The organism is Massilia sp. IC2-477 (genome assembly GCF_020707265.1).
Classification (GTDB): domain Bacteria; phylum Pseudomonadota; class Gammaproteobacteria; order Burkholderiales; family Burkholderiaceae_D; genus Telluria.
On sequence record NZ_JAJFEQ010000008.1, the window covers coordinates 1 to 11,894 of the forward strand.

The window sequence follows — 11,894 nt, forward strand, 5'->3', positions numbered from 1 at the left end:
GGCACCGTCAGGCGCACCGCCAGCGGCGCCGCGCCGGATAGGGGAGGCGGCACAGCCATGTACCTGTCGATCCAGGCGATCACCGCCAGGTGCAGCAGCAGGGACAGCGCGCATAAGCCCAGCAGGCGCGTGCTGAAGGTGGTTCCGTTCCTCATCCCGCTAGTGTAACCGCGCGGGACCCTGCGGCGCGAGTCAGAAACCGATGCCGACGCTGCCCCGTACGCCGCTGGCGTTGGAGGCGCGGCCGAAAGGGGTGGCGCTGCCGTTCGACCGGACTTCGCCACTGACCGTGGTGCGCTCATTCAGTTTGTACCTGGCGCCGATCGCGCCATACGGTCCGCTGCCCGTTTCCTTGCCGATGTCCGCGCCGCGGCCCGCGGCGATGGCCTGGGCCCGTTGCGGCGACATGAAGCTGTCGTTCTTCACCACGCTGTGCGCGACCCCGACCTTGCCGTAGGCGCTCAAGCGCTCGGTGACAGGGATGCTGAGCTTCGCCGCCGCATAGGTGGTGTGGCTCTTGGCCAGCAGGTCGCCCGCCGCCACCGCCGCCTCGGCCGGGCCCGACCCGAAGGTGTCGATCCTGTGGAAACCTTCGTCCGCCAGGAATGAAAAGCCTGTCTCGAGCGCCAGGTACTTGTTGAGCTTCACCCCGAGCACCAGGCGCGGATCGGTGCGGAAGCCCTGGAATACCTTGTCGTTCGGGTTGGCGCTCTCGTTGCCGCCATACACAGGGGAATACCGCTTGAAGCCTTCCGCCAGAGGCCCGAAGCGATTTCCCGATTCGGCTTCCAGGCGCGATGACGGCGCGTCGACGAGTTGCGCCTGTGCGCCGCCGGCGCAGAGCAGGATTGCAGTGAAAAGCATGCCCTTGGCATTCATGCGTGTTTCCTCATACGAGTTGTTCAGCTCACCGCGCAGGATACAAGATACCAGACAAGCAACTGTGGCAAATTGGTAAGCGTCTGTTTCACAGGTGCATATGTCGGCGGGGCTGGACGGTGATCTGCGCCAGCGCAAATTGCGCCGGGTTCGAACCGCGTAGATTCAATGAATGCGTATGGGAAATTGAATGCTTGTGATGCGTTTTTGAACAGGGAGGCAGCATGCAGTTCCAACCGAATCCATCCCATCCCGCCTCGTCGCCACGGAACGCCTGAGCCATGCTGTCGCGCCTGAAAATCGGTCCCAAGCTGCTGCTCGCGCCCGGCGTGGTCCTGGTGCTCCTGATCCTGCTGTCGAGCGGCGCCTACTATGCGATGGTGCGCCAGCACCAGTCGCTGCAGACCATCGTCGGTCCGCGCGCGGTGCAGATGCGCAGCGCCACCGAACTGGTGGCCCAGGCCCAGCGCGTGCATGCCGATACCTACAAGCTGCTCACCTGGCTCGGCAGCAGCTTTTCGCGCACGCGCATCGACCTCCTGATCGCGGACATCCACCGCCAGCACGGCGCGATCGAACGCGCCTTCGGCGAACTGGTGCGCCAGACCACGGCCGACAGCGAGGAGCGCCGCCACGTCGAGGGCGCGGCCCTGGCACACCGCCGCTACGTGCGCGCCGCGCGCGAAGTCGTCGAGCTGGCGCATGCCGACCAGACCATCGGCGCGAATGCCATGATCAAGCCGGAAGCCGCGTTCACCGTGCTGGTGCAGCGCATGGCCATGCTGGCACGGCTCGAGCGCCAGCTGTCCGAAGAGGCGTCCGGCAGCGCCGCCGCCGATTTTCGCCTGACGGCCGGCCTGATGCCCTTCGTGGTGCTGCTCGCGGTCGGGGTCTCGCTGGCGATCACGGTGGCCGTACGGCGCGTGCTGCTGCGCGAGATCCGCGGCATCGGCGCCGCCGCCATGGGGCTGGCCAGCGGCGACCTGACCGTCGGCGAGCGGGTATATGGCAACGACGAGATCGGGGAGACCTCGCGCGCCCTCGACGCCGGTATCCGCAACCTGAACGGCACCCTGCGTAGCGTGATGGAGTCGGCGCGCAGCATCGGGACGGCCTCGCGCGACATCACGCTCGGCAACCTGAGCATGCACAGCCGCGCGGTGTTCCGCAGCCGTTCGCTGGAAGACACGGCCGCCAGCATGCAGCGCCTGGCCGAAACCGTCACCGTCACCGCCACTGGCGCGCTGGCCGCGAACCGGCTGGCGCAGGAAGCCTCGAACAGCGCGCGCGAGGGCGGCCAGACCGTGGAGCGCATGGCGGCGACGCTGGCGCGGGTGAAGGATGGCGCCGCGCGCGCCGCCGAAGTGGCCGGGGCAATCGACGCCTTTGCCTGCGAGGCCGGCACGCTGGCCCTGAATGCGGCGCTGGCGTCTGCGCGCGACAGCGGCGAGGGGGCGGAATTTGCCACTGCTGCCGGCGAGGTGAGGTCGCTGGCCCAGCAGGCATCCGGCGCCGCGCGCGAGCTGCGCGAACTTGCCGCGGCAACGGTCGCCGAGATCGAGGGCTGCGCCGAATGGGCAGCCCAGGCCGGGGCCAGCATCCTGGATGCAGCCGGTGCGGCGCGCGCCATGGAAGACGTGGCCAGCCGCATCGGCAGCGCCAGCGCCGGACAGGCCGGCAGCCTGGCCGGCGTCAACCAGGCGATCGTGCGGATGGACGAGGTGACCACGCAGAATTGCGCGCTGGTCGAGGAAGCGGCGGCGGCCGCGCGCGCGCTGCAGATGCAGGCGTTGGCGCTGTCGCGCACGGTGGCTGCGTTCCAGCTGGGCGAGCCGGAAGCAGCGCCGGCGTCAACATCTATCGCGCCAATGCAGAAAGAAACCGGCGTCACTGGGGACTTGCCGAGGGAACGCCGCCGTCACGATCGTTCGCATCTGCGGCTCGCGTCAAGCCGCAAATAGACACATGATCGGCAAGCGACCCGTCAGTGGCCGTAGCTGACTACGCGCGCCAATTTCCATCCGTTCCCAGTTCGCTTCCATATGTGCAAGAAACTGAGTGTGCCACAGTCATTCTTGCCATTTTCCATATGACAGAAGCTGTGCTTTCCCTTCTGGATAGCGCCGTAATCTTTCACCTCAAAGACCTCCATGCTTCCAGGGACCAATTCGCTTCGTAGGTGCATGTTCCTGGCAAAAAGCTTACGTGTGGCTTCCTGGTTCTGCTCGAAATTGCTCAGACCGCCGGTATCGTGAAAGAACTCCAGGTCAGTCGAAAAAGCGGCGCTTACGCCGTTCGCGTCCTGGCGATTGAACGCGTCGAACAATCTTTTATCTGCTGCCGCGATCTCTTGGTACAGCTTGCTCGGGTGCTGGGCCCAAAGCGGCGACATCGTGATTGCCAGTGCCACAGATAAAAGTAATTTTTTCACGGTAGGCTCTTCTATAAGATGATGTGAACTACACCGTGAGCACGAAGTGTGCCAAAAATCCATTCACCTGTTTTCCAAGGAGAATTGCAAGGGTAGGCAGTGTCCATTCAAGCAGGCGGACGGACAGAGATGGACAGTGCGGACACTCGATTCCGACATCCTGACACCGGCGCTCTCCGATCGCGCTGTCGAAATGCATTGATCGACGCGCGAAGGGCGGAAAAAAAAGGCGACCCTGAGGTCGCCTTTCGCAAGCATGGAAAAACTCTATGAGTCTTTACTCGTAGTCGCTGATCGGCGCGCAACCGCAGAACAGGTTACGGTCACCGTACACGTTGTCCGCACGGCCGACCGGCGGCCAGTACTTCTTCTTGCGCAGCGAAGCGACCGGGAAGGCCGCCACTTCACGCGAGTAGGTATGCTGCCAGTCGTCGGCGGTCACGACTTCGGCGGTGTGCGGGGCGCCCTTGAGCGGGTTGTCCATCTTGTCGTACTCGCCGCGCTCGACCTTCACGATCTCGGCGTGGATGGTGATCATCGCTTCGATGAAGCGATCCAGCTCGGCCTTCGATTCCGACTCGGTCGGCTCGATCATGAGGGTGCCCGGGACCGGGAAGCTCATGGTCGGCGCGTGGAAGCCGAAGTCCATCAGGCGCTTGGCCACGTCTTCGTTCGAGATGCCGGTCTTGTCCTGCAGCGGGCGCAGGTCGATGATGCACTCGTGCGCGACCAGGCCGTCGTGGCCGGTGTACAGCACCGGGTAGTGCGGGGCCAGGCGGCGCGCGATGTAGTTGGCGTTCAGGATCGCCACTTCGGTCGCCGCGGTCAGGCCCGATGCGCCCATCATCGCGATGTACATCCACGAGATCGGCAGGATCGAGGCCGAGCCGTAGGCCGCCGCGCTCACCGCGCCAATGCCCGCTTCGTTGCGCACGTAGCCGGTCGACAGCTGGTTCGGCAGGAACGGTGCCAGGTGGGCGCCGACGCCGATCGGACCGACGCCCGGGCCGCCGCCGCCGTGCGGGATGCAGAAGGTCTTGTGCAGGTTCAGGTGGCTGACGTCGCCGCCGAAGGCGCCCGGTGCGGCCACGCCGACCATCGCGTTCATGTTGGCGCCGTCGACATACACCTGGCCGCCGTGCTGGTGCACGATCTCGCACAGTTCACGGATGCCTTCCTCGAACACGCCGTGGGTCGACGGGTAGGTGACCATGACGCAGGCCAGGTCCTTGCTGTACTGCTCGGCCTTGGCCTTCAGGTCGGCCAGGTCGACGTTGCCGTTCTCATCGCAGGCGGTGACCACCACCTTCATGCCGACCATGCTGGCCGACGCCGGGTTGGTGCCGTGCGCCGACGATGGAATCAGGCAGATGTTGCGGTGGCCTTCGCCGCGCGCCTGGTGGTACTTCTGGATCACCAGCAGGCCTGCGTACTCGCCCTGCGAGCCGGCGTTCGGCTGCAGCGAGATGGCAGCGTAGCCGGTGGCGGCGCACAGCATGGCTTCCAGCTGGCCGATCATTTCGCGGTAGCCGACGGTCTGGTCGTCGGGTGCGAACGGGTGGACGTTCGAGAACTCGGGCCAGGTGACCGGGATCATCTCCGAGGTCGCGTTCAGCTTCATGGTGCACGAACCCAGCGGGATCATGGTGCGGTCCAGCGCCAGGTCCTTGTCCGCCAGCGAACGCAGGTAGCGCAGCATCTCGTGCTCGGCGTGGTAGCGGTTGAAGGTCGGATGGGTCAGGTAGGCGCTGGTGCGCGAGAGAACCGCCGGGTAGGCGGCCTGGGCGTCGCTGTCGAGCGAATCGATGTCGACCGACTTGCCGTTGCCGAAGATGGCGAACAGGCTGGCGAGGTCCTCGCGGGTGGTGGTTTCGTCCAGCGACACGCCCACGTGCCCGTCGTCGATGCGGCGCAGGTTGACGCCGGCCGCTTCGGCGGCGGCGTGCAGTGCGGCTGCGTCGCCCTTGATGGTCAGGGTGTCGAACCAGGTGGTGTTGAGCACGTCCACACCGAGCGACTTCAGGCCGGTGGCGAGGATGGTGGTCTGGCGGTGCACGCGGTCGGCGATGCGCTTGAGGCCTTGCGGGCCGTGGTAGACCGCGTACATGCCGGCCATCACGGCCAGCAGCACCTGGGCGGTACAGATGTTCGAGGTCGCCTTCTCGCGGCGGATGTGCTGTTCGCGGGTTTGCAGGGCCAGGCGGTAGGCCTGGTTGCCCTGGGCGTCCACGGTCACGCCGACCAGGCGGCCGGCCATGCTGCGCTTGAATTCGTCGCGGGTGGCCAGGTAACCGGCGTGCGGGCCGCCGAAACCGAGCGGCACGCCGAAGCGCTGGCTGTTACCGACGACCACGTCGGCGCCCCAGGTGCCCGGCGCTTCCAGGACGGTGAGGGCCAGCAGGTCCGCGGCCACCACGACCATGGCGCCGGCGGCGTGCAGGTGTTCCACGGCGGCGCGATAGTCGCGCACTTCGCCGTTCACGCCCGGGTACTGCAGCAGCACGCCGAAGCAGGTCTCTTCCAGCTTCTCGATTTCGCCGGCCGGGACCACGCGCACTTCGACGCCGATCGGTTCGGCGCGGGTGCGCACCACTTCCAGGGTCTGCGGCAGCACGTCGTCGGCCACGTAGAACACTTTCGAGGCCGACTTGCCGACGCGCTGCAGCAGGGTCATGGCTTCGGCGGCGGCGGTGCCTTCGTCCAGCATCGACGAGTTGGCGATGCCCATGCCGGTGAGGTCGGTGATCATCTGCTGGAAGTTCAGGATCGCTTCCAGGCGGCCCTGCGAGATCTCCGGCTGGTACGGGGTGTAGGCGGTGTACCAGGCCGGGTTTTCGAAGATGTTGCGCAGGATGACCTTCGGTGTGTGGGTGCCGTAGTAGCCCTGGCCGATCATCGACTTCATGACCTTGTTCTTCGAGGCGAGCGCCTTCAGGGTCGCCAGCGCGTCTTCTTCGCTGCGCGGTTCGACGAACTGGCCGAGGTCCATCGTGTCCTTGCGGCGGATGTTCGCGGGCACGACCGCGTCGATCAGGGCGGCGCGCGAGGCGTAGCCCAGGGTCGACAGCATGGCTGCCTGTTCGGATTCGGACGGGCCGATGTGGCGCGGGATGAAGGAGTCGCGCGCTTCGAGTTGGGTAAGGCTGGAGCGGGTCATGGTCAATTCAGGAGAGCAGGAAGATCGGGAGGGAATCCGCCAGATCGGGGCGGAACCGTCAAACAAAAGGTGCGCCCGCAGGCGCACCGTCATTCAATTCCGGTTCAGTTGCCGGTGGTCTTGCCGTAGGCGTCGGCGTCCATCAGCTTGTCGTAGGCGCCGGCGTCGCTCGGGGCCAGCTTGAACAGCCAGGCGCCATAGGCATCCTGGTTGATCGAGTCCGGAGCGTCGGCGACCGGCTGGTTGACGGCGGTGACGGTGCCTGCCACTGGTGCGTAGATGTCGCTGGCGGCCTTGACCGACTCCACCACCGCGGCGTCGGCGCCGGCGGTGAATGCCTTGCCGACCTGCGGCAGCTCGACGAACACGATGTCGCCCAGTGCGTCCTGTGCGTACTCGGTGATGCCGACGGTCAGGCTGCCGTCAGCTTCGCGACGGACCCACTCGTGGGACTCGGTGTATTTCAGGTCGGTTGGAATGTTCATGTAAAGGCTCCGGTTGGGTGAGGCGGGTAGTATAAACGTTTGTTCTAGGTATTCTGTATCAGCTTGCGAGGACCTTGCCGTTGCGCACGAACGGCAGCTTCACCACGCTGGCAGCCAGTTTCTTGTCGCGGATTTCGACGTGCACGGTGTCGCCGATGGCCACGTCCAGCGGCACGCGCGCCAGGGCGATCGCCTGCTGCATGCTCGGGCTGAAGGTGCCGCTGGTGATTTCACCGACATTGCCGGACGCGCTGATCACCTTCTGGTGGGCGCGCAGGATGCCGCCTTTTTCGCGCAGGATCAGGCCGACGAAGTTGGCCTGCTGGCCCTTGGCCTGCAGGGCCGCCTTGCCGATGAAGTCGCGCTCCGACACCAGGTCGATGGTCCAGCCCAGGCCGGCGTCCAGCGGGTTGACGGTATCGTCCATGTCCTGGCCGTACAGGTTCATGCCGGCTTCCAGGCGCAGGGTGTCGCGTGCGCCCAGGCCGGCGGGCTTGATGCCGGCGGCGGCGAAAGCGTTCCACAGTGCTTCGACCTGGGAAGCGGAGACGCCGACTTCGAAGCCGTCTTCGCCGGTGTAGCCGGTGCGCGCCACCATCACTTCGCCAAATTGCGTATCCGGGACGATCACGACGTTGAAAGGTTTCAGCGGCTCGGAGGCGGCCAGGGTGGTCGGCAGCACCTGCCACACCTTGGCGCGGGCGTTCGGGCCCTGCACGGCGATCAGCGCGATCGGATCATTGCCATCGCGGCGCTGGGTGATGCTGACGCCCGAGCCGGTGGCCTCGTTCTGCTGGCTCATCCACGCCACGTCCTTCTCGGCGGTGCCGGCATTGACCACCAGGCGGAACCAGTCTTCGCTGAAGTAATAGACGATCAGGTCGTCGATCACGCCGCCTTCAGGGTTCAGCATGGCCGAGTACAGGGCCTTGCCCGGCACTTGCAGCTTGTCGACGTTGTTGGCCAGCAGGCCTGCTAGGTACGAACGGACATTCGCGCCCTTCAAGTCCACCACGCACATGTGCGAGACGTCGAACATGCCGGCGTCGGTACGCACGGCGTTGTGCTCTTCGATCTGGGAACCGTAGTTGACCGGCATGTCCCAGCCGCCGAAGTCGACCATCTTGGCTCCGAGGGAGCGGTGTGCGGAATTGAGCGGGGTCGCTTTGAGCGTCATGGAATCCTCGGGCAGTGAATAGGGGTGCGTGACACCTTGCGGGTGCCTGTATCCCCTCTGTCCTTGGTACCTGAGAGATAGCAGCAAGCGCTGCCTGCCCCTTCGGTGGGCTCCGTGTGTGCGGAGCCGCTCTCCAGAGTGTGAGCCGGCCGCGCCTTGCGCTGCCGCTCCCTGACCAGTCCTTTTGCCTGAGAGTTTGTGGGTAGTGCCCCTTCGGCGGCAGGTGTTCCTGCGCTCTCCCGGTCAAGACTGCGGAGGATATGTCAGCATTGGTTCGGTGTCAACCAAAGAGGGGTCTTCTGATAGAGAGATTGGCGATTTCCAAAAAGAATTGCCGCGCACTATTGGTGCGCGCCCCGCAAGGGCCTGTGGGCGTGTTTTGCTACACTTATTCCACACACTTTGCAGTGGGAAAAACTATGAGCGAAGACAAAGCACAGCAAGTCAAGGAAGCATGGTTCACGCTGTCAGGCGACGTCAACAGCGATATGGTGCACCGCATGTTCGAGGCGGTGTCGATGATGACCGAGGACGGCATCGAGACGGCCCACGTGCTGGTGCAGTCGAACGGCGGCTACGTCAGCGATGGCCTGTGCCTGTACAACTTCATGGCCAACTCGCCGATCAAATTCGTCATGTACAACGGCGGGGCGGTGGCTTCGATCGCGGTGATCCTGTACCTGGCGGGCAGCGAGCGCTATTGCAGCGAGACGGCGCGCTTCATGGTGCACAAGTCGCACGCGACCGCGTCGCCGGGTTCGCGGCCGGATGCCCTGAACATCATCGTCGAAGGCCTGCGCGCCGACGACGCGCGCACCGAGTCGATCCTGCGCAAATGCATCGAGCTGACCCCCGAGCAGTGGGCGATCCACCAGTATTCGGACCTGCACCTGAACTCGCGCGATGCGAAGACTGCCGGCCTGGTCAACGACATCCGCGACTTCCGTCCGCCCAGGGGCGGCATGCTGCGCAATATATAAAAAAAGCCCATCGCGCACTGCGATGGGCTGGCGACACAGGCTGCCGGCGGCAGGGCGGGCCTGCCGGCGGGTCAGCGCTTCTTGTCGTTCTTGTGGCTCTGGCGTCCGGCTTCGGCGTGCTGTTCAGGGGTGCCGCCGCGGGTGCCGCCGCTGCCACCCGAGCGCGAACCCGAGCCCGAACCCGACTGCTTGCTGCCACCCTGGCGGCCGGCTTCGGCGTGCTGCTGCGAGCTGCCGCCTTGCTTCGATTTACCTTGATTCGAGGCCATCATCATTTCCTTTCACTGTGGGGAAAAATGCCCTGTTGCCGAGCCGCGGAGCGTTACCGCGGCATGTCCGGTCGACCCATCATGCTGCCCGTATTGCTGAATCGGAATCAGACCGTGGCGTGATCCAGTGTAGGACGGTAACCGACATTCTCAAGGAAAGATTACCAAGACTGTGGCGCCAAGCGCTACAGTATGGCGGTATATGCATTATTTCCTATTGCCATATGGAAATAATGTGGCACAATAAAACGATCAACCCCGTTCTCCTTCGATGGCCGTGAATTCTGCCCAGACACCTGCTGTCCGCAAGGCCGCCGCCGCGCAAGCTGCGACGCTGGATGAACTCGTCGCGCTCGCCAGTCGCCTGGCTGCGGACGGCCTGATGGACATGGCCACCCGCATGAGCGCCGTTCTTCTGGACCTGACCAGCGCCGGCCCCGACCCGCAGGAGGCGGTGCGGCGCATCCGCTCCGGCAACCTGCTCAAGGACAACGCCTACGCCTTTGTCCACCTGGCCACGACTGCCATCGAACTGGCGCTGCGCAAGGAGGTAGCGCGGCTGGCGCCCGCCGCGAAACCCCAAGCGGCCAGCCCTCTGACCCTGAGCCTGGTGCCGCTGGAAGAGATGGACCAGCAGCTGGCCTTTGCCGCCATCAGCCGGCCCTTCGACATCCAGCAGTCCGAACGCCTGGCCAGCCTGGGCGTGCGCCTTGGCGTCCTGCTCGGGCGCGAGTTGGTGCGCGCCAACCATAATCCCTTCCGGCCCGAAGTCTTCCTGCGGGGGCTGCAGGAGGCCTGGCACGAGTTCGAGCCTGACGAGGCCTCGCACGGCCTGGTCCTGCCGCTGCTGCGCCCGTCCATCGTGTTCGAGCTCGGCCCCATCCTCGACGCCCTGGCCGATAAACTCAAGCCGGTGCGCGCCCGCGAAGAGCGTTTCGCCAAGACCGACGACAGCGCGCGCGCCCGGGCCGCGCGGGCGCGGCGCGATGCCGCCGTTTCGCAGCAGCTGCGCCAGCTGTTCGGCGCGGCCGAGGCGCCGGTGGGCGCGGAGCTCGCTATCCCGATGATTCCGAACCTGCCGCAAGGCAGCGGCGGCTGGCGCCCGAGCGCGGCGGCCGGATTTGCTGGCGCTTCCGCCGCCGGCCCGGCGCCAGGAGCGCCGGCGCCGGTGGCTCGCGCGTCCGCTGGGGCGCCGCTGGCCGAGGTGCTGGAGACGCTGACCGGCAGCGCGCCCCAGGCCACGGCGCACGAAGTGTTCTACCTGCCGCGCCTGAAACAGAGCCTGCCGCAAGGCAGCCTGTCGCGCGGCGACGAGACCACGCTCGACCTGCTGTCGCGCATCTTCGAGACGGTGCTGATCGACGAATCGATTCCCCAGGAGACGCGCGAGCTGATCGCCTTCCTGCAGGTGCCGGTGCTGAAGGCGGCACTCAAGGACCGCAGCTTCTTTTTCGAAGAGGCGCACCCGGCGCGGCGCATGCTCGACCTGCTGTCGCACGCCGGCTGGGAGCAGGCTGCCAGCCCGGACGACCCGGTCTACCGCGCGATGCGGCGCGGGGTCGACCAGGTGCGCCGGCAAGCCCAGCCCGAGGTGTTCGCTGCCGCCGTGGCCGAACTCGAGGCTAGCATTGCCGACCGTGAACAGCGCGAAGAGGCCGCGATTGCCGGCCCGATCGCCCAGGCCACGCGCCAGGAAAAGCAGCTTGCTGCCACGCGCTCGGCAAGGAAGGCGGTGTCGCTGCGCCTGGCCGGGGATGAAGTGGTGGCCCTGGTCGGCACTTTCCTGGAGCAGCGCTGGACCCCGGTGCTCACCCTGGCCTATACCATCGAGGACAGCAAACCCGGCGCGGTGGATAACGCCACCCGCGCCATGGATGACCTGATCTGGAGCGTCAAGCCGAAGGCCACCCATGAGCAGCGCAAGGCCCTGATCAAGAGCCTGCCGGCCCTGCTCACCACCCTCAACAAATGGCTGGACGCCACCGGGTGGCAGGATGCCGAGCGCCTGCAGTTCTTTGCCGGCCTGGCCGAGTGCCACGCCGCCATCGTGCGTGCGCCGATCGAAATTTCTCCCGAGCGCCAGCTGGAACTGGCGGTGGAAGCCGCCCAGCAGGATGCGCTGCGCCGCATCGCGCTGGAACAGGCGGCTGCCGCCGAGGAAGAGGCGCCGCTCGATCCCGCCAGCGCCGAGCTGGCGCGCCTCGAGCGCGGGATGCGGGTCGAATTTACCGGCGCCAACGGGGTACGCAAGCTGCGCCTGGCCTGGGTCAGCCCGTTGCGCACGCTCTTCATCTTCTCGGGCGCCGGGCGCCAGGAAGGCTTTTCGCTGCCGGCGGAGCGCCTGGCCGAGGCCTTCCGCAGCGGCAGCATCCGGGTGCTGGCGCCCGAGGGTGTGGTCGGCCGGGTACTGACCCAGGCCGTCGGCGCGGCCGCCATGAACGACCCGGCGCACGCCGCGACCCACGCCGGCTGAGCTCCTAGAGGCCTTTAAGGGGCATTGTCGGGTTCGCAAGGCT

General features: G+C 66.0%; 9 protein-coding genes and 2 riboswitches. Of the genes, 3 read left to right on the forward strand and 6 right to left on the reverse strand.

Annotation, left to right across the window (positions count from 1 at the left end; translation table 11 throughout):
- Positions 1-192: 192 nt before the first annotated feature.
- On the reverse strand, positions 193-864 hold the full coding sequence (locus LK542_RS16935; protein WP_227812793.1) for an outer membrane beta-barrel protein: 672 nt from the start codon (positions 862-864) through the stop codon (positions 193-195).
- Positions 865-1,160: 296 nt separating this feature from the next.
- On the opposite strand from LK542_RS16935, the gene LK542_RS16940 reads away from it, so the two are divergent.
- The gene (locus LK542_RS16940) at positions 1,161-2,840 is read left to right on the forward strand and encodes a methyl-accepting chemotaxis protein (protein WP_227812794.1); all 1,680 of its coding nucleotides are present in this window, start codon (positions 1,161-1,163) and stop codon (positions 2,838-2,840) included.
- 23 nt (positions 2,841-2,863) lie between these two features.
- Here the strand turns inward: LK542_RS16940 and LK542_RS16945 are convergent, their stop codons facing one another.
- The 4 genes from LK542_RS16945 to gcvT all read right to left on the reverse strand — a co-directional run bounded on the left by LK542_RS16945 (position 2,864) and on the right by gcvT (position 8,129).
- Positions 2,864-3,310, reverse strand: coding sequence for a DUF4440 domain-containing protein (locus tag LK542_RS16945; RefSeq protein WP_227812795.1), 447 nt, complete (start codon positions 3,308-3,310; stop codon positions 2,864-2,866).
- A gap of 277 nt (positions 3,311-3,587) precedes the next feature.
- The gene (gene gcvP, locus LK542_RS16950; RefSeq protein WP_227812796.1) at positions 3,588-6,467 is read right to left on the reverse strand and encodes an aminomethyl-transferring glycine dehydrogenase; all 2,880 of its coding nucleotides are present in this window, start codon (positions 6,465-6,467) and stop codon (positions 3,588-3,590) included.
- 104 nt (positions 6,468-6,571) lie between these two features.
- On the reverse strand, positions 6,572-6,952 hold the full coding sequence (gene gcvH, locus LK542_RS16955; protein WP_227812797.1) for a glycine cleavage system protein GcvH: 381 nt from the start codon (positions 6,950-6,952) through the stop codon (positions 6,572-6,574).
- 58 nt (positions 6,953-7,010) lie between these two features.
- Positions 7,011-8,129: a glycine cleavage system aminomethyltransferase GcvT gene (gcvT, locus tag LK542_RS16960; RefSeq protein ID WP_227812798.1), complete on the reverse strand. Its 1,119-nt coding sequence runs from the start codon at positions 8,127-8,129 to the stop codon at positions 7,011-7,013.
- A 47-nt stretch (positions 8,130-8,176) separates the two neighbouring features.
- A riboswitch (glycine riboswitch) is annotated at positions 8,177-8,276 on the reverse strand.
- A 19-nt stretch (positions 8,277-8,295) separates the two neighbouring features.
- Positions 8,296-8,381, reverse strand: a riboswitch (glycine riboswitch).
- Positions 8,382-8,548: 167 nt separating this feature from the next.
- On the opposite strand from gcvT, the gene LK542_RS16965 reads away from it, so the two are divergent.
- On the forward strand, positions 8,549-9,109 hold the full coding sequence (locus tag LK542_RS16965) for an ATP-dependent Clp protease proteolytic subunit (protein ID WP_227802611.1): 561 nt from the start codon (positions 8,549-8,551) through the stop codon (positions 9,107-9,109).
- A 71-nt stretch (positions 9,110-9,180) separates the two neighbouring features.
- Here the strand turns inward: LK542_RS16965 and LK542_RS16970 are convergent, their stop codons facing one another.
- Complete coding sequence (locus tag LK542_RS16970; protein WP_227802610.1) at positions 9,181-9,378, reverse strand: hypothetical protein; 198 nt, start codon at positions 9,376-9,378, stop codon at positions 9,181-9,183.
- Between the two features lie 271 nt (positions 9,379-9,649).
- On the opposite strand from LK542_RS16970, the gene LK542_RS16975 reads away from it, so the two are divergent.
- Positions 9,650-11,851: a DUF1631 family protein gene (locus LK542_RS16975; protein ID WP_227812799.1), complete on the forward strand. Its 2,202-nt coding sequence runs from the start codon at positions 9,650-9,652 to the stop codon at positions 11,849-11,851.
- The last annotated feature ends 43 nt before the right edge of the window (positions 11,852-11,894 follow it).

Excerpts from the sequence above, each read along its gene's own strand:
- LK542_RS16975 (WP_227812799.1), top strand. The coding sequence starts at position 9,650 with ATGGCCGTGAATTCTGCCCAGACACCTGCTGTCCGCAAGGCCGCCGCC.
- LK542_RS16970 (WP_227802610.1), bottom strand. The coding sequence starts at position 9,378 with ATGGCCTCGAATCAAGGTAAATCGAAGCAAGGCGGCAGCTCGCAGCAG.
- gcvT (WP_227812798.1), bottom strand. The coding sequence starts at position 8,129 with ATGACGCTCAAAGCGACCCCGCTCAATTCCGCACACCGCTCCCTCGGA.
- LK542_RS16935 (WP_227812793.1), bottom strand. The coding sequence starts at position 864 with ATGCTTTTCACTGCAATCCTGCTCTGCGCCGGCGGCGCACAGGCGCAA.
- gcvP (WP_227812796.1), bottom strand. The coding sequence starts at position 6,467 with ATGACCCGCTCCAGCCTTACCCAACTCGAAGCGCGCGACTCCTTCATC.
- LK542_RS16940 (WP_227812794.1), top strand. The coding sequence starts at position 1,161 with ATGCTGTCGCGCCTGAAAATCGGTCCCAAGCTGCTGCTCGCGCCCGGC.
- gcvH (WP_227812797.1), bottom strand. The coding sequence starts at position 6,952 with ATGAACATTCCAACCGACCTGAAATACACCGAGTCCCACGAGTGGGTC.
- LK542_RS16965 (WP_227802611.1), top strand. The coding sequence starts at position 8,549 with ATGAGCGAAGACAAAGCACAGCAAGTCAAGGAAGCATGGTTCACGCTG.